The organism is Streptomyces griseicoloratus, from assembly GCF_014534645.1.
In the GTDB taxonomy this organism is placed as follows: Bacteria; Actinomycetota; Actinomycetes; order Streptomycetales; family Streptomycetaceae; genus Streptomyces; species Streptomyces griseicoloratus.
In genome coordinates, this window is the sequence record NZ_JACVQF010000215.1 from 116,827 (window position 1) to 134,635 (window position 17,809).

13 protein-coding genes are annotated in these 17,809 nt (G+C 73.3%); 6 read left to right on the plus strand and 7 right to left on the minus strand.

Annotation, left to right across the window (positions count from 1 at the left end; translation table 11 throughout):
* The first annotated feature begins 2 nt into the window (after positions 1–2).
* Positions 3–1,337, plus strand: coding sequence for a glutamate-1-semialdehyde 2,1-aminomutase (locus tag H0H10_RS26455; RefSeq protein ID WP_188183628.1), 1,335 nt, complete (start codon positions 3–5; stop codon positions 1,335–1,337).
* 6 nt (positions 1,338–1,343) lie between these two features.
* On the opposite strand, the gene H0H10_RS26460 is transcribed toward H0H10_RS26455, so the two are convergent.
* Together H0H10_RS26460 and H0H10_RS26465 are read right to left on the minus strand one after the other, a co-directional pair.
* A complete protein-coding gene (locus tag H0H10_RS26460; protein WP_188183646.1) occupies positions 1,344–2,042 on the minus strand; it encodes a phosphatase PAP2 family protein in 699 nt (232 codons plus the stop codon).
* Between the two features lie 110 nt (positions 2,043–2,152).
* A complete protein-coding gene (locus H0H10_RS26465; protein ID WP_188183629.1) occupies positions 2,153–3,946 on the minus strand; it encodes an AMP-binding protein in 1,794 nt (597 codons plus the stop codon).
* A gap of 256 nt (positions 3,947–4,202) precedes the next feature.
* On the opposite strand from H0H10_RS26465, the gene H0H10_RS26470 reads away from it, so the two are divergent.
* Positions 4,203–5,045 carry an alpha/beta fold hydrolase gene (locus tag H0H10_RS26470; protein ID WP_188183630.1) on the plus strand — a complete coding sequence of 281 codons (843 nt, stop codon included), beginning with the start codon at positions 4,203–4,205 and terminating at the stop codon, positions 5,043–5,045.
* A 1-nt stretch (position 5,046) separates the two neighbouring features.
* Complete coding sequence (locus tag H0H10_RS26475) at positions 5,047–6,306, plus strand: hypothetical protein (protein ID WP_188183631.1); 1,260 nt, start codon at positions 5,047–5,049, stop codon at positions 6,304–6,306.
* Between the two features lie 9 nt (positions 6,307–6,315).
* Here the strand turns inward: H0H10_RS26475 and glpK are convergent, their stop codons facing one another.
* Complete coding sequence (gene glpK / locus H0H10_RS26480) at positions 6,316–7,821, minus strand: glycerol kinase GlpK (RefSeq protein WP_188183632.1); 1,506 nt, start codon at positions 7,819–7,821, stop codon at positions 6,316–6,318.
* A 44-nt stretch (positions 7,822–7,865) separates the two neighbouring features.
* Complete coding sequence (locus H0H10_RS26485; RefSeq protein ID WP_188183633.1) at positions 7,866–8,633, minus strand: IclR family transcriptional regulator; 768 nt, start codon at positions 8,631–8,633, stop codon at positions 7,866–7,868.
* Between the two features lie 203 nt (positions 8,634–8,836).
* Here H0H10_RS26485 and H0H10_RS26490 point away from each other — a divergent pair, with 203 nt between their 5' ends.
* On the plus strand, positions 8,837–9,262 hold the full coding sequence (locus tag H0H10_RS26490) for an ATP-binding protein (RefSeq protein ID WP_188183634.1): 426 nt from the start codon (positions 8,837–8,839) through the stop codon (positions 9,260–9,262).
* Between the two features lie 214 nt (positions 9,263–9,476).
* On the opposite strand, the gene H0H10_RS26495 is transcribed toward H0H10_RS26490, so the two are convergent.
* Positions 9,477–10,145, minus strand: coding sequence for a response regulator (locus H0H10_RS26495; RefSeq protein ID WP_188183635.1), 669 nt, complete (start codon positions 10,143–10,145; stop codon positions 9,477–9,479).
* On the minus strand, positions 10,142–11,452 hold the full coding sequence (locus H0H10_RS26500; protein ID WP_223180467.1) for a sensor histidine kinase: 1,311 nt from the start codon (positions 11,450–11,452) through the stop codon (positions 10,142–10,144). Before H0H10_RS26500 ends, H0H10_RS26495 begins: the two co-directional genes overlap by 4 nt.
* 205 nt (positions 11,453–11,657) lie before the next feature.
* On the opposite strand from H0H10_RS26500, the gene H0H10_RS26505 reads away from it, so the two are divergent.
* Both H0H10_RS26505 and H0H10_RS26510 read left to right on the plus strand, forming a co-directional pair.
* Positions 11,658–12,350 (plus strand): ABC transporter ATP-binding protein, encoded by a 693-nt coding sequence (locus H0H10_RS26505; RefSeq protein WP_188183636.1) that lies wholly within the window; start codon positions 11,658–11,660, stop codon positions 12,348–12,350.
* Positions 12,347–14,698: an ABC transporter permease gene (locus H0H10_RS26510; protein WP_188183637.1), complete on the plus strand. Its 2,352-nt coding sequence runs from the start codon at positions 12,347–12,349 to the stop codon at positions 14,696–14,698. The genes H0H10_RS26505 and H0H10_RS26510 overlap by 4 nt, the downstream gene beginning before the upstream one ends.
* A gap of 230 nt (positions 14,699–14,928) precedes the next feature.
* Here H0H10_RS26510 and H0H10_RS26515 read toward each other — a convergent pair.
* On the minus strand, positions 14,929–17,809 hold a 2,881-nt coding region (locus H0H10_RS26515; RefSeq protein WP_188183638.1), incomplete at its 5' end, for a non-ribosomal peptide synthetase.

A 17,809-nucleotide genomic window follows, 5' to 3' on the forward strand; every position in this document is an offset into this window, starting at 1 on the left:
GCGTGGCCACCGAAGACACCGAAGAGTTCCGGCTGCCCAGGTCGCGGCAGGCGAACGAGCGACTGCACGCCCTGGTCCCCGGAGGCGCGCACACCTACGCCAAGGGCGACGACCAGTACCCCGAGAACCTGGCCCCGGTCATCAGCCACGGCCGGGGTGCCCACGTGTGGGACGTCGACGGCAACCGCTACGTCGAGTACGGCTCCGGCCTGCGGTCGGTCAGCCTCGGCCACGCCCACCCACACGTCATCGAGGCGGTGCGGCGGGAACTCGACCGCGGCAGCAACTTCGTCCGGCCGTCCATCGTGGAGGCCGAGGCCGCGGAACGCTTCCTGGCCACGGTACCGACCGCGGAGATGGTGAAGTTCGCGAAGAACGGCTCCGACGCCACGACCGCCGCGGTGCGCCTCGCCCGCGCCGCCACCGGGCGCCCGCGGGTGGCCATCTGCGCCGACCACCCGTTCTTCTCCGTCGACGACTGGTTCATCGGCACCACGCCGATGTCCGCCGGCATTCCGGCGGCGACGACCGACCTCACCGTGTCCTTCCCCTACGGGGACCTGGCCGCCACGCAGGAGCTGCTCACCCGGTACCAGGGCGAGGTCGCCTGCCTGATCCTCGAACCCGCCACCCACACCGAGCCGCCGCCCGGGTACCTCGCCGGCCTGCGCGAGCTGGCCGACCGGCACGGCTGCGTACTGGTCTTCGACGAGATGATCACCGGCTTCCGCTGGTCCGAGGCGGGCGCCCAGGGCCTGTACGGCGTCGTCCCCGACCTGTCCACGTTCGGCAAGGCGCTGGGCAACGGATTCGCCGTCTCCGCGCTGGCCGGGCGCCGCGAGCTGATGGAGCGGGGCGGCCTGCGTCACTCCGGTGACCGGGTGTTCCTGCTGTCCACGACCCACGGTGCGGAAACGCACTCCCTGGCGGCCGCGATGGCCGTGCAGACCACCTACGTCGAGGAGGGCGTCACCGCGCGGCTGCACGCCCTCGGCGAGCGGTTGGCCGCCGGTGTCCGCGACGCCGCGGCGAGCATGGGCGTCGGCGACCACGTCGTCGTCCGGGGCCGGGCCAGCAACCTGGTCTTCGCCACCCTCGACGAGAACCGGCAGCCGTCGCAGCGGTACCGCACCCTGTTCCTGCGCCGGCTCCTCGCGGGCGGGGTGCTGGCCCCGTCGTTCGTGGTGAGCAGCGCGCTCAGCGACGCCGACGTCGATCACACCGTCGACGTGGTGGCCCAGGCATGTGCGGTGTACCGGAAGGCGCTGGACGCCGGTGACCCCACGCCCTGGATGGCGGGACGACCGGTGAAGCCCGTGTTCCGCCGCTTGGCCTGACGAGCGTCAGGGCCGCTCCCTCCGACCGGCGTCGGCCATCGGGTCGGCGCCCTTCCGGCCGGCCGTCCGTTCAGCCGTCCGGTCGACCAGCCACGCGGTCGCCGGTGTCACCACCAGCGCGGTGCACCAGCCGCCGAGGGCGTCGGTCGGGTAGTGCGCGCCCAGGGCGACCTGGGCCCAGCCCATGGCGGCCCCGGCCACCAGCGCCGGGGCGAACACGAGCACCGTGCCGGCCGTCCTGCCGAGGCCGAGCCGGCCGATCGCGAGCAGCGCCACCACGAGGGCGAACGCGGTGAGGAAGGCGGTGTGCCCGCTCGGGTAGGACAGGTTGCCTTCGCCGTGGATGGTGCGTCCCACCAGGGGCTTGAGGATCTTCGTCGTCCCCACGGTCAGGCCGGTGCCCGCGACGACCAGCACCGCCGCGCGAAGACGCCGCAGCAGCAGACAGCCCGTCACGGCGCCCCCGACCAGCGTCGCCGCTCCGATGGGCTCCCCCAGGAAGTCCGTGGCCAGAGCGACGTCCCGCCACGACGGCCCCGCACCGTCCACGGCCGACTGGGCCCACCCGTCCGCTCTGCCGGGCTCGCCGTGGCCTGCGTACAGGACACCGAGCACGACGACCACCAACGCGGCGAGGGCCGCGATCACCCCGAGCCCCGCGCGCACCGGTGGGGGCAAGACCGCGCGCGCCGGCCGGCCGGTCACCCGCCCACCGTCGCTGACCATCCGGCTGATGCGAAGCACCTCCCTCTGCCGGCCACCCTAACCAACAACGTGGCGCGGCACACCGCCGTCCGGAAGTCCACCGGCGGCCGTCAGCCCTCGGTCTCCAGCCGAGCGACGATGTCCTGGCGCAGGCGTGCCTTGTCCGTCTTGCCGACCGCGGTCAAGGGGAGCGCCGAAACCTCGACGAGCCGTTCGGGCAGCTTGAACCGCGCCAGGCCGCCGGCCTCCAAGTGCCCGCGGATCTCCCGGAGGGACGGTGCTCCCCCGTCACCGCCCACGACGTACAGGCAGACTGCCTCTCCCAGGACACGATGCGGCATCGCGACGGCCGCGGCAGCCCGCACACCGGGGTGCGCCAGGACCAACGCCTCCAGTTCGTCCGCCGGGATCTTCTCTCCCCCGCGGTTGATCACGTCCTTGACGCGCCCGGCGACCACGAGGTTCCCGGACTCGTGGCGGCGGACGAGGTCGCCGGTGCGGTAGAAGCCGTCGGGGGTGAACGACGCGGCGGCCGCGCCGCCGTGGTACTCCGTGATGACTCCCGGCCCCCTGACCAGGAGCTCGCCGGTCTCACCGTCGGCGACACGCCGGCCCCGGTCGTCCACCACGAGGATCTCGTCACCGGGCGAGGAGGGGCGCCCCTGCGTGGTGAACGCCACCTCGGGCGGGTCGTCGAGCCGGGTGAAGTTCAGCTGCCCCTCGCTCATGCCGTACACCTGCTGGATCCGGCAGTCGAAGGCGTCGGCCAGTTGAGCGGCCGTGGATGCGTCCAGGCGGGCCCCGCCGACCTGCAGGACCCGCAGGCTCGACAGGTCACGATCGCCGGCGGCGGCACGGGCGATGAGCCACTGCCGGGCGAGCGCGGGGGTGAGCGCGCAGTGGGTGACGCGTTCGCGCTCGATCAGCGCCAGGGCCGCGGCCGCGTCGTCCGGTGCGGCGAGTACGACCTTTCCGCCGCGGCTGAGCGTGCCGAGGATCCCCGGGGCGGAGAAGGCGAAGGCGTGTGTCACCGGCAGGACGGCGAGGAACACGGATTGCGGTGTCAGCCCCGATACCGCCGCCGCGCTGCGGATCACGTGCCCCAGTGCCTCATGGGTGCGGGCGATGGGTTTGGGGGCGCCCGTGGTTCCGCTCGACAGCAGGAAGAGGGCGGTGTCCGAGGGGTGCCGGTCCGGATGCACGGGCGCCGGGTCACCGGCCTCGATGAGACCGTCGAGGTCCACGTGGCCGGCGGATCGGCCGGCGGCGCCCGAGACGAGCAGGGTGCGTACGGAAGGATGCCGTCGGCGGAGCTTCTCGGCGAGCCGCAGGTGGTCGAAGCGCTGGTAGCGGGCCGGTACGGCCAGAGCGGTAGGCGCCAACGCGGCGATCACCTGGTCGAGTTCGTGCTCGCGCAGGGCGGGAAGGGCGAGAGCCGGGCGCGCACCGAGCCTGATCAGCGCGAGCACGAGGACGACGAACCGGGCCTGGTTCGGCAGTTGCACGAGTACGGTGTCGCCGGGCCGGATACCGGTGTGCGCCAGCCGGGCGGCGCAGCCGGACACCACCGCGTCGAGCTCGGATCGGGTGCAGGTGCCGTCGGCACCGACCACCGCCACGCGGTGCCCCGCGTGCACGCGGGTGCTCAGTACGGTGTCGTCCAGGAACTCCGGGCGCCACCAGCCGCGGTCCCGGTACTCCCGGCAGGCCCCCGCGTCCGGTCGCAACTCGCCGACGGCGTCGGCGAGTTGCCGCACGGTGAAGTCGTGCTCCGTCCAGAGATCGACGCGGGTGGCGAAGCGCTCGGCCAGGTCCACCTGAATCTGTGTGAGGTCGACGGAATCGAGTTCGAGATGCGCACGCAACTGTGCGTCCTCGCGCAGCAGCTCTTCCTCGATTCCCAAGTCACGGAGGATCTTTCGCACTACTTCGATGCCCGTCAACCGGGCCTCCTTGCCTGAGGACAGGTGGCGAGAACTGGGACCGACGTGACCGGTATGCCCAGTGCGTCTCGTCATGAGACCGGCGCACGGGAGCAGCGGGAAGCACGTGCGGCCACAGGGGCCCGCGAAGCCGGCAGTCGCACTCCCGCGCGCCCTGCACTGCCCGTGTCCCGCGTGCGACTCTGTGACATCACACCGGTTTCGCCCCTGGAGTGTGATGAACCCATTGGACAGCGGGACGCTCGCGGTACCGGGCGCGAAGATCTATTTCGAAGTACGGGGTGAAGGGCCCTTCCTGCTGCTCATCGGGGGAGGAAACTCCGATGCGGCGGTGTACAAGCGCTTGGCTGCCGTCCTGGCCCAGAACCGCCGCGTCGTCACCTACGACCCGCGCGGGAACTCACGCAGCGTGCTCGACGGCCCCCCGGTGGACCAGAGGGTCGAGGAACACGCCGACGACGCGTACCGCCTGATCGGGCATCTCGCCGGCCCGGACGAGCCCGTGGACGTCTTCGGCAGCTGTTCGGGCGGGCTCATCGCGCTGGAACTCACCATCCGCCACCCGGACAGGATCCGGCGGGTCGTCGCCCACGAGCCTCCTGCACTGAGTCTCCTTCCGGACGCCGAGCAGCATCTGGCACTCCTCGACGACATCCGCGCGACGTACCTCCGTGAGGGCATGGCGCCGGCCCTCGTCAAGCTGCAGGCCCTCCACGGTGGCCGGCCCGCGCCGGCCCTGCCCGAAGTGCACGACAACACCGACTTCTTCCTGACCCACTTCGTCCGGCCGTTCACACGCTTCGTACCCGACCTCGCCGCGCTGGAGGAGGTGGCGGACAAGGTGGTGTGGGCCGGTGGCCATGCCTCCCGCGGGGACCTCGTGCACCGGCCGACGCTCGTCCTCGCCGACCGGCTCGGCCGCGACGTGGAACTGTTCCCGGGCGGGCACGTCGGCTACGCGAGGTATCCCGCCGACTTCGCCGAGCGGCTCGTCGAGGTGCTCGCCCCCGCGGCCGGTGCGGCGGACGCCGTGCGGGCAGCCACCGGCGGAGGGCTGTGACGTGCGGATCGTGATGGGGGCGCAGAACTGCGGCTTCGGTCCGGTCTCCGAACTCGTCGCGGTTTCCCGGCCGCTCCACGAGCACGAGCGGGTGTTCGTCGGGGACGGCGTCGCCGCTGTCTTCGCCCGGCGCAACCCCGACGCCTTCGACACCTTGTACGACACCAGCGGGCTGTCCGAGAGCGCCAGGTCGGCGGTGATCGACGACCTGCTGCGGGGCAGTGATCACGTGATCTCGGTCATGGACGCCGAGCTGGTGTTCCGGTCCGTCGTGGCGCGGCGGCCCGTGACCATGGTGGACAGCCTGTTCAGCTTCTGGCAGCTCACGCAGCCGCCGGCCAGGATCAGGGACCTGTGCGCGACCATGCCGCGTTCCTGCTTCGCGGCGGCCGACCAGCACCTGTCGGGTCTTTCGCCGCACGATCGGGTCGTCGCCGCCCATCTGCTGGCCACGCACAGCGTCGTTCAGAACTTCCCCGGCGTCACCGAGCGCGCAGCCGGCCTCGCCGCCCTGGGCGAGGGGCCGGAGATACACCTGACCGGCTCGATCGTCGACGTCGAGGGCCTGCGGAACGTCACGCGCACCGCCGAGCCGGAACACGACCTGCTGATCAACATCGGCGGGTTCAAGAACTTCCTCCTGGACTTCGACGTCCACGACGACTACGTGCGCCTGCTGCACCGGTGGATTCCGGATCTGCTGCGGGACTGGCCCCGGTTCCGTCGCGTCCTGGTCTGCGGCGGCCCGTTCGGCGAGGGCCGGGAGCGGACCGTCCGGGCCGCGGGCGGCCGGGCCGACTGCCGTCTGCTGCCCCAGCGTGAACTGCTCCAGGTGGTGGCGAGCACCGCGGACTACCTGCTGGCTCCGGGGCTCACGGCCCTCCACGAATCGATCGCCCTGGGGCGGCTGCCCCTGGCGATCCACGAGCAGCACTACGCCCATGTCTTCACCCTGCGCGCGCTGGACGGCACGCTGTTCGGCCGCGGTGCGGGCAGGTTCACCGACGTGGTTCCGTCTCACCCCCTGCCGGAGGACGACTTCGCCGGGACCGCCGCCCTGGTCGAGCTGGCCGGCCGGGTCCGGGAGGACGGCGAGCTCTACGCGACGTACCGGCGGACGTTCAACGAACGCATCGAGCAGTACCTCTCGCTCACCCCGCCGCAGCGACGAATCGGCGTCGAGGAGCTCGGGAAACTGCTGGACGGCGACCCGGTCCAGTCGGTGATGACCGGGATCCTGGGCGGGCCGCACGCAGCGTGACGCGGGGGCTCATGGTGGTCTGACCCAGCCCAGGGACCGTTCGACGGCCCGCTGCCAGTCCTCGTACTCCGCCTCCCGCCGCCCGGGATCCATCGCGGGCATCCACTGGGCGGCCCGGTGCCAGTTGCGGCGCAGCACTTCCAGGCCGGGCCAGTAGCCGGCGGCGAGCCCGGCCGCGTAGGCGGCCCCGAGGGAGACCGTCTCGGCGACCATGGGCCGCACCACGGGCACGTCGAGCACGTCGGCCACGAACTGCATGAGCAGGTTGTCCGCGGTCATGCCCCCGTCCACCTTGAGCTGCCGGAGGGGGACGGAGGAGTCGGCGTTCATGGCGTCGACCACCTCGCGGGTCTGCCATCCGGTGGCCTCCAGGACGGCACGCGCCAGGTGCCCCTTGGTGATGTAGGAGGTGAGGCCGACGATCACCCCGCGCGCGTCGCTGCGCCAGCGGGGCGCGAACAGGCCCGAGAAGGCGGGCACGATGTAGCAGCCGCCGTTGTCCTCGACCGTCCGCGCGAGGGTCTCGATCTCCGGGGCGCTGCTGATCAGGCCCAGGCGGTCGCGGAACCACTGGACGAGGGCTCCGGTGACGGCGATCGAGCCCTCCAGCGCGTACTCCGGCGGCTGGTCCCCGATCCGGTACGCGACGGTCGTCAGGAGTCCGTGCCGGGACCGTACGAGGTCGCGGCCGGTGTTGAGCAGCAGGAAGCTGCCCGTTCCGTAGGTGCACTTGGCCTCGCCCGGGGAGAAGCAGGTCTGGCCGAAGAGGGCGGCCTGCTGGTCGCCGAGGGCGGCCGTGATGTCCACGCCCGGCAGCAGCGCGCGGGCCTCGCCGTACGGCTCTGCGGACGATCTGATCCCGGGCAGCATCGAGCGGGGCACCCCGAAGAAGGCCAGCAGCTCTTCGTCCCAGGTGAGGGTGCGGATGTTCATCAGCATCGTGCGGCTGGCGTTGGTGGCGTCGGTCAAGTGCAGGCCGCCGTCGGCGCCCCCGGTGAGGTTCCAGATCAGCCAGCTCTCCATCGTCCCGAACAGCACCTCGCCGTCCCTGGCGCGCTGCTCGATGCCCTTGACGTGGTCGAACAGCCACCGGATCCGCAGCGCCGAGAAGTAGGTCGACGGTGGCAGGGCGCACCGGTCCAGGAAGAAGTCGTCTCCGGGGCGCTCTCGCAGCTCCTCGACGAGGGGTGCCGTGCGGGTGTCCTGCCAGACGATCGCCCGGCCCAGCGGGGCGCCGGTCCGCCGGTCCCACAGCACCGTCGTCTCGCGCTGGTTGGCGAGGCCGATGGCGGCGACCTGCCCCCGGTCCACACCGGCGTCGGACAGGGCCTCGGGCACGACGCGCCGCAGGTTGTGCCAGATCTCCATGGCGTCGTGCTCGACCCACCCCGGCCGGGGGAAGTGCTGCTGGTGCTCCCTCTGCGCGACCGAGACCAGCCGCCCGCGGTGGTCGAACAGGATGCAGCGGGTCGAGTTGGTGCCCTGATCGATGGACATCACATACCGTTCAGCCATGATCGGCTCTGCCTTCCGACGGGTCGAGGGGCGGCTGTCCTGGCCTACCAGCGGGCGGCTCCCAGGTCTCTGGAGATCGCCCGGGCGGCTTCCCTGATCAGACCGATCTGCTGCGGGCGGGGCTTGCCCTGGCTGTCGCAGATCCGCTCGACCGGCCCGGACAGCCCGATGGCGCCGACGACGAGGCCGCCGTGCCCGCGGATCGGCGCGGCGAGCCCGGCCTCGCCCATGCTCATCTCCTGGATCTCGGCGGCCCAGCCGGCTTCCCTGACCTCGGCCAGCGCCCGGGCGAGCCGCTCGGGATCGGTCAGGGTGTGCCGGGTGTACGCCTCCAGCCCCGGGGCCCGGTCCGGTTCCACGGTCGCGGTCCCGAAGGCCAGCAGCACCTTGCCGAGCGAGGAGGCGTGCAGCGGCAGCAGCGAGCCCACGTCCAGCGTCTGGAAGGTGTCGTCCGGCCGGAACACGTGGTGGACGATGAGCACCTGGCCCTCCAGCGGAGTCCCCAGGCGCACCGCCTCGCCGCTGCGCGCGGCCAGTGCGTCGGCCCAGTTCAGGGAGCGCGAGCGCAGCTCGTTGACGTCCAGGTAGCTGGTGCCCAGGTGCAGCAGGGCGGCTCCGAGCTGGTACTTTCCGGTCTCCGCGTCCTGTTCCACGAAGTCCACGTGCTGGAGTGTGCGCAGAATGCCGTGGGCGGTGCCCTTGGCCAGGCCGAGCGACGCCGCCACCTCGCCGAGGCCGAGTCGGCGGGGCCCACCGGCGAGCAGACGCAGTATCGCCGCCGCCCGTTCGATCGACTGGACTGGGCCGGCCATGAGGCGAGCCTATTACCGCCGCGGACCCTTCGCCGCGCGGGCGGATGATCTTCGCGGCCCGGGCGGATCACCTTCCCGGGCGGGGGCGTTCGGTAATGCCGACCGCTGTTCATTGACCAGCCCGATTTGTCTCCATAACGTGCTTTGGAGCCCGGGGGGCGCCGAGAGCGCCCGGCCGGCAGTACGGACCATCGGGAGAGAACATGGCGGCACAGCTCAATACGCTGCTACGGGCGGCATGCGAACACGTGTGCCCGGTGCCGCCCGTCGCCGGCGCGGCCTCGGCCATACGCCGGCGCGTGGCAGCGCTCCTCGCGGAGTGGAGGGTGTGTCCGGGGATCGTCGAGGACTCGCTGCTCGTGGTGTCGGAGCTGGTCACCAACTCGATCATTCACGCCCGGCCCCCGGCCGAGCTGCGGCTGTCGTGGGCGCGGGGCGCCGGGGACGGGGTCCTGAGGATCGAGGTCACCGACGCGGGACCCGCGCGTCCGGCGGGTCAGCCGCTCGCCGGGATCGACCCGGACGAGCACGGCCGGGGCGAGGCGATCGTCCACGCCCTGGCGACGCACCACGGCACACGGGTCCATTCCGGCGGGGTCACCCGCTGGGCGGAACTCGCCGCGGTCTGAAGCGCACGGCCGACGACCCACCGACGCCGTCCGTCGAATGCCGCGACGACCACGCCGGTGCCGGAGCACCTGCCGCACCTGCCGGTCGGGGAACCGTCACACACGGCAGGCAGGCCCCTGGTCCAAGATCCGGACCATGCCCGGGCCGTGAACGGCGCACAGCTGTCGGTCCTGCCCTGCGCCGCCCGCCCGACGCCCGTCCCCGGCGGTCGCGTCACGCTCCCGTGGGAGTCACCAGCCCCGTCTCGTAGGCGACGACCACGGCCTGGGCGCGGTCGCGCAGATTCAGCTTGGTGAGGATGCGGGAGACGTGGGTCTTGACCGTGGCCTCGGACAGCCGGAGGCGTTCGGCGAGCTCGGCGTTGCTCAGGCCCTGGGCCAGCTGGCGCAGCACGTCGAGCTCCCGGGGGGTCAGCGCTGCCAGGCTGCGGTGGAGTGCGCGGCCCTCGGGATCCCGGCGGGCGAACCGCTCGACGAGCCGGCGGGTGATGGCGGGCGCCAGCAGGGCGTCTCCCGCGCGTACCGTGCGGACGGCGGCCACCAGGTGTTCGGGCGTGACGTCCTTCAGGAGGAAGCCGCTGGCCCCGGCGGACAGCGCCGCGTAGACGTACTGGTCGAGGTCGAACGTGGTCAGCATCACGACCCGCGGATCGTCCGGAGCGCCGGAGAGGATCCGCCGGGTGGCCTCCAGGCCGTCCATCTCGGGCATCCGGATGTCCATCAGCACCACGTCGGGCCGGGCGGCGCGGACGGCGTCGACGGCCTCGGCGCCGTCGGTGGCCTCGGCGACGACGTCGATGCCGTCGGCGGTGAGGATCATCCGGAAACCGGTCCGCACCAGCGCCTGGTCGTCGGCGACCACGACGCGCAGCGGTTCCGTCACGCTTCCTCCAGGGGAATCAGGGCCTTGACCCGGTAGCCGCCCAGCGGGCGCGGTCCGGTGCGCAGGGTGCCTCCGTAGAGGGCGATCCGTTCGCGCAGGCCGATCAGTCCGCGCCCGTTGCCTCCGGCCGCGGTGGGACTGGGACCGCCGCCCGAGTCGGCGACCTCCACGGTGAGCCGGTCGGCAGCGTAGTCGACCGTCACGGCCGCGCTGGCGCCCTGCGCGTGCTTGACCGTGTTGGTGAGCGCCTCCTGCACGACCCGGTACGCCGCCAGACCGACGCCGTCCGGCACCGGGCGGGGGGTGCCGGTCACCGTCATCTCCACGGGCAGCCCGGCATCACGGATGCGTTCGACCAGGGCCTCCAGCTGGTCCAGGCCGGGCTGCGGCACCAGCTCCGCGCCCGGTTCCGCGGGCCCGGGACCGTCCGGGTCCATCGCCAGCAGGCCCATGACGTGCCGCAGTTCGCCCATGGCGGCCCTGCCGCCCGCCTCGACCGCGAGCAGCGCCTCGCGGGCATCCTCGGGTGAGGCGTCCATGGTCTTGCGGGCGGCCCCGGCCTGGATGACCATCACGCTCACGTTGTGCGTGACCACGTCGTGCAGCTCGCGGGCGATCCTGGCGCGTTCCTCCAGGACCGCCCTGCGCAGGGCCTCGGCCTGTTCCCGCTCCACCGCGGACAGTCTCGCCCGGCTCTCGGCGGTGCGCAGCTTCCAGGCGCGCAGCCCCAGCGCCGCCATCATCATCGGCACCAGGATCAGCAAGGGCGCGTACTGCGTCGGCACGATGGGCACGGCGGGCGCGACGCTGACGTACTGCGTGGGCGGCGTGACCGACCCCGCGTCCCCGACCGTGCTCACCAGCAGCACCACGACCGGCAGGCTCGCCATGGTCGCCGCCCGGTAGGGGCTGTAGGCGGCCGCGCTGTAGGCCGCGATGACGCACGAGTAGAACGTGAGGCGGGCCGCACTGTCGGGGGTCAGGGCGGTGGCGGCCATGACGGTCCACAGCACGGCCAGCGGATAGCGGCGGCGCAGCACCAGCGGGGCGGAGGCCAGGAACGCCAGGCTCAGCAGCGCGACCCAGTCCACCGGCCGCTCCGGCGAGTCGATCGGGACCGGCCGGTCGTGCCGCGCCTCCCAGCCGTGCAGGTTGTCCAGGACGTACTGGGCTGCCGCGCCGCACAGGACGAGCGCGATCGCGAGGTCGAAGACTCTTCCCCAGCGGGTCTGGACCAGCGGCGGGCCGGTGGGGTGCGTCAGCGCGCCGACTCCCTCCCGCAAGCGGTCCCGCACCGACGTCTTCATCACCGGGCCATTGTGTCCGACGAGCCGGGCCGCGGGCATCCGTCCCGGTACTGGGCGGGTCATCCCCGGTGCGTACATCTCAGGGATGACATCACCGGCCATCGTCCGCGCGGTGTACGGAAGTTACCTCGCCGGACCGTCGTGCCGGGACCGGGCCCCCGCCTAGCGTGGGGCATGCCCGATGTGCGGACCGAGGGAGAGGCCCATGACCACACCGGTGATCGAACTGAGTGACGTCAGCCGCCGCTACGACGCCGGGCCACCGGCACTGCAGGACGCGTCCCTGACCGTGCGGGCGGGCGAGTCCGTGGCGATCCTCGGGCCGTCCGGCAGCGGCAAGTCGACCATGCTCAACCTCATCGCCGGCCTGGACCGCCCGGACAGCGGCACCGTCACCGTGGACGGGGTCCGCGTCGACAAGCTCGGCGAGGCCGGCTCGGCCCGCTACCGGCGCGCGAAGATCGGCATGGTCTTCCAGTTCTTCAACCTGCTGGACGACCTGACCGTCCTCGACAACGTGATCCTTCCCGCACAGCTGGCCGGGATGAAGCGCCGCGAGGCGCAGCGCCGCGCCGAGCAGCTGTTGGAGTCGCTGGGCATCGCCCGGCACGCCGGAGCCTTTCCGGGCCGGCTGTCCGGCGGTCAGCGGCAGCGGGTCGCCGTCGCCCGGGCGCTGATGAACCGGCCGCCGCTGCTGCTCGCCGACGAGCCGACCGGCGCGCTGGACTCCGCCTCCGGCGAGGACGTCGCCGAGCTGCTGCGGGAGCTGAACGCCGAGGGGCAGACCGTCGTCGTGGTCACCCACGACCTGGCGCTGGCGCAGTCCTGCACGAAACGCACGGTCCAGCTGGTCGACGGCCGGATCACCGCGGACGTGGTCGCGGAGGCCGCCCGATGAGCGCTCTGGGCCGGGTGGTCCGCTCCGGTGTGGCCCGCCGCCGGGTACCGACCCTGGTGATCGTTCTGGCCACGATGATGGCGGTCACCGCGTCCGTCCTGGGCGGTGCCCTGCTCGTCGCCTCCGACGCCCCCTTCGACAAGGCCTTCGCACGGCAGCACGGCTCGCATCTGACCGCGCAGTTCGACGCGGACAGGACCACTGCCACCCAGCTGTCGGCCACCGCGGACACCGCGGGAGTCGACACCTCGTCCGGCCCGTTCCCCACCGCGTCCGTCACACCGCGCATCAACGACGCCACCGTGGCGCCGTTGTCGGTCGTCGGCCGTACTTCCCCCGACGGTTCCGTCGACCGGATCGCGGTCACCGAGGGGCGCTGGGCGAACGGGCCGGGCGAGATCGTCCTGTCGGCCGACTCGGGGCTGATCGCGCCTCTCGGCCTGGAGTTCCGGTTCCCCGCCCTGCCGGGCAGCCCCACGCTGAAGGTGGTCGGGGTGGCCCGCTCGGTCAGTCGTACGGCCGACGGGTGGGTGACGCCGTCCCAGCTGGCCGCGCTCACCCCGGACGGCAAACCCACCGGGTACCAGATGCTGTACCGGTTCGCGCAGGCCGACAGCGCCGCGCAGGTCGAGCGGGGCCGGGCCGCCGTCGTGGCCGCCGTGCCCGACGGGGCGATGGCCGGCGCGCAGTCCTGGCTCGCCATCAAGAAGGTGTCGGTGCGCGACACTTCCCTCTTCGTGCCGTTCCTGGTGGCGTTCGGGGTCCTGGGCCTCGTGATGTCGGTGCTGATCGTCGGCAACGTGGTCGCCGGCACGGTGGGGACGGGGCTGCGCCGGATCGGCGTCCTCAAGGCCGTCGGGTTCACGCCCGGCCAGGTCGTCCGGGCCTACATGAGCCAGGCCCTGCTCCCGGCCGCCGTGGGCACGGTGCTGGGGGTCGTCGCGGGCCATCTGCTGGCCGTGCCGGTGCTGTCGGAGACCGCCGAGGCGTACGGCACGGCGGGGCTCGGGGTCGACTGGTGGGTCGACGTCGCCGTGGTGGCCGGGACGCTGGGCGTCGTGGCGCTGGCCGCGTGCGTGAGCGCCTGGCGGGCCGGGCGGCTGCGCACGGTCGACGCGCTGGCCGTGGGCCGCACACCGGCTCCCGGCCGGGGCCGCCGGGCGGCCCGGCTGGCCGGACGGCTGCCGCTGCCCCGGCCGGTGTCCCTCGGGCTGGCCCGCCCCTTCGCCCGTCCCGGCCGTACGGCGTCGGTGGTCGCGGCGGTCGTGTTCGGCGCCGCGGCCGTCACCTTCGCCACTGGGCTGGCCGCGTCGCTCAGCGAGGTGGTGACCGCGCGGGACCACAACGCGGCCGACGTGACGATCGGGGTGAGCGGCCCCCAGGCCGGGCCGGGCGGACCGGGCCCCGGTCGGCAGTCGACGACGGCCGACCCGGCCGCGGTGACCGCCGCGATCGAGGACCAGCCGGGCACCGGGCGCCACTACTCCACCGCCGACGCCCAGGCCACCGTCTCAGGCGTCACCGGCTCCACGAACGTCGTCGCGTTCACCGGCGACGCCTCCTGGGGTGGCTACTCGATGGTGTCCGGCCGGTGGATCGAGAAGGCCGGCGAGGCGGTGGTGCCGACGCCGTTCCTGACCGCGACGGACAGCGACGTCGGCGACCGCGTCACCCTCCATGTGGACGGCCGTCCGGTCACCGTGCGGATCGTGGGCGAGGTCCTGGACACCCGCAACGGCGGCATGCAGGTCTTCACCGACGCCGCCACGCTGCGGACGGCCGCGCCGGACCTGGCGGCGTCCAGCCGGTACATCGACGTCGCGTCCGGAACCAGCGTGCAGGACTACGTCCGCTCGCTGAACGCGGCGCTGGAGCCGCTGGGTGCCGTGTCGACGAGCGAGAAGAGCCAGAGCGACAGCGACACCGTCGTCATCCTCAACTCGCTGACCGCGCTGCTGACGCTGATGCTGGTCGCGGTGGCCGGGCTCGGTGTGCTCAACGGGGTCGTCCTGGACACCCACGAGCGCATCCGTGACCTCGGGGTCAGCAAGGCGCTCGGTATGACGCCCCGGCAGACGATCGCCATGGTCGTGACCTCGGTGGTGCTGTCCGGGCTGGCGGGCGGGCTGCTGGGCGTGCCCATCGGGGTGGCCCTGCACGACGCGGTGCTGCCGGCCATGGGGCGCAGCGCCGGTCTGAACCTGCCGGACTCCGTGATCGCCGTCTACCAGGCGCCCGAGCTGGCGTTGCTCGCTGCCGGCGGGGTGGTCATCGCCGTCCTCGGCTCGCTGCTGCCGGCCGGCTGGGCGGCCCGCACCCGCACGGCGACCGCACTGCGCGCCGAGTGAGCCCCGGGGACCGGGGCGGCACCCGCCCCTGAGCCCCGGGGCACCCGGGCGGGCCCGCTCGACGCCCATGGCCCGAGCGGGCACGCTCGAGGTCGATGGACCGAGCGGGCCCGTCCGCCCGAGGTGCACGGACCGAGCGGCACGATGGCGGCCGGGGACCCACGCGGTCCCTCGACGAGCCGGGAGCATCCGATGAGCCGTCCGCCCCCAGCCCGAGCCCGCCACCGTTCTCACGCGTGGTCCAGCCAGTGCGCGACGGCACGCCACACCTGCTCCAGCACCTCGGGCCGCGCCATGCCGGAATGCTCGCACGGCAGCGCGACCGCATCCACGGCCCCGGTGACGTACGGCTGCCACAGTGCCTCGGCGCAGAACCCGGCCGGCTTGCCCTCCTCCGCCACGACCAGCAGCGTCCTTCCGTCGAACCGGCCGAACGCGTGCCCGGCCCGCAGCGCCGCGTTGTTGCGGTAGACGCGTGCCATGACCAGCAGTTCCTCGTCCGAGAAGCCCCCGAGCAGCTCGCCCAGTTCGGTGCGGATCCGCGCGACCATCCCGGCATCGACGTCCGCGGCGTCGAGTGTGCCGCCCGGGCGCTCGGCCGCCGGGTCCGGCGGGTAGGCGTCCAGGAGGATCAGCGACACCTGCTCGCCCGCGGCTCGCAGCCGCACCGCGATCTCGTGCGCGGGCGTCCCGCCGAAGGACCAGCCCACGATGTGGTACGGGCCGGACTCCTGCACGGAACGGATCCGGTCGACGTACGCGGCGGCCATCTCCGCGACGGAGCCCGCCGGGCGGCTGGTCCCGTCGAGCCCCTGAGCCTGAAGGCCGTAGAGCGGGTGGCCTTCCGGTACGAACCGGGCGAACGGCATGTAGCACCAGCTCAGACCGCCCGCGGGGTGCACGAAGAAGAAGGCCGGCTCGCTGCCGCCGGTGCGGATCGGCAGGAGCCCGCCGAGCGCGTCCCGCACGGAGGACAGGCCGAGCGCGCCCATCAGCCGGGCCGGCGTCGGATGGGCGACGAGGTCGCGCACCGACACCGTCACGCCCCGGGCGCGCAGCCGCTCCCGCAGCGACACCGCGAGCAGGGAGTGCCCGCCGAGCGCGAAGAAGTCGTCGTCGACACCGACCCGTTCCAGCCCGAGCACCTCGGCGAAGGCCGCGCAGACGGTCTCCTCCAGTGCGCCCGCGGGGCCGCGCGCACCGTCCCGCTCGCCGCCGCCCCGACCGTACCGGGGTGCGGGCAGCGCCCCGCGGTCCAGTTTGCCGTTCACCGTCAGCGGCAGCGCGTCGAGGACCACCACGGCCGACGGCACCATGTACTGCGGCAGCCACTCGGCCGCGAACTCCCTTACGGCGGCCGCCAGGACGTCGGCCTCCTCCTCCGGGCCGGCCGGTACGACGTAGGCGACCAGCCGCCTGTCGCCGGGCGTGTCCTGCCGTACGACGACCGCGGCCTGGCGGACCCGGGCCTGCGTGGTGAGGACCGCCTCGACCTCGCCCGGCTCGATCCGGAAGCCGCGGATCTTCACCTGGTCGTCGGTGCGCCCCGCGAACACCAGCTCGCCGTCCGGTGTCCAGCGGGCCCGGTCGCCGGTCCGGTACAGCCGCGTGCCGTTCCCGGCGAACGGGTCCGCCACGAAGCGCTCCGCGGTCAGCACCGGCCGCCCGGCATAGCCGCGGGCCAGACCGGCACCGGCGACGTACACCTCACCGGCCACACCCACCGGGACCGGCTCCAGCCACTCGTCCAGCACGTACACGCGCGTGTTCACGACCGGCCTGCCGATGGCCACCAGGTCCGCGTCCGGGTCGCAGCGCCACAGGGTGGCGTCCACCGTGGTCTCGGTCGGCCCGTAGGAGTTGTACATGGGGTGCGTGCGCGCCCAGCGCGCCATCAGCTCCGGCGCGCACGCCTCTCCGGCCACGATCAGGACCGTGTGCGGATCCACGGCCGTCTCGTCGAGGGTGGCCAGCACGGCGGGCGGCAGCGTCACGTGGGTGATCCGGCGGGCGGTCAGCCAGCGCGGCAGCGCCTCGCCGAGCCGCTGGTCGGTGGGCATCACCACCAGCGTCGCCCCGGTCAGCAGGGCCATCAGCCACTCCCAGCCGAACGTGTCGAAGGCCGCCGACGCGAACTGCCCCACCCGCGCACCCGGACCCACCCCGAGGTGCCTCTGCTGACCGGCCACCATGCTCGCCACCCCCGCGTGGGACACGAGCACGCCCTTGGGCCGCCCGGTGGATCCCGACGTGTAGATGACGTACGCCGGATGCTCCGGCCGCAGCACGTCCCGCGCCGGCACCCCGTCGGCGGACATCCCGGCAGGGTCGTCCAGCAGCACGCGCGGCACGTCCCCGGGGACGGCCTGGTCGAGGTCCCGGGTGGTCAGTACGGCGCCGAGCCGCGCGTCGCGCACCACGTACGCCAGGCGCTCCTTCGGATAGTCCGGATCCAGCGGCACGTACGCACCCCCGGCCTTCAGGACGCCCAGCAGCGCCACCAGCAGATCCGCGCCGCGCTCCAGGCAGACCCCGACCAGCGACTCGGGCCCGACCCCGAGGCCGGCGAGGCGGCGAGCCAGCCGGTCGGCGCGGGAGTCGAGTTCCGCGTACGTCAGCGTGACGTCTCCCGACTCAATCGCCGGGGCGCCGGGGGTGCGGGCGGCCTGCGCCTCGAACAGGTCGGCGATGGTGCCGGCCTCCACCGGCGCCTCGGTGTCGTTCCACTCCGTGAGCATCCGGTCCCGCTCCCGAGCCGCCAGCACGCCGACGTCGGCGAGCCGGGTCTCCGGGGCGTCGACCAGGGCGTCCACGAGGCCGGTCAGGCAGGTGCGCAGCAGCCCGGCGATCACGTCCGCGTCTGCGGCGGGCACCGCCTCCACCGTCACACCGAATCCGGTGCCGTTGTCGTCGACGGCCACCGTCACCGGGTAGTTGGTCGCCTGCCGGGTGGGCAGACTGGTGATGCCCTCGAAGGCACCGCCGCCCGTCGCCGCCTCCTGCGCCCGCTGATGGGAGCGCCTGCTGTGCCGGTAGTTCAGCAGCGACGTGAACAGCGGGCTGCCGCCGGGCACCCCGCTGGCCGCCTGGGCGAGCGCGAGCGGCGCGTGC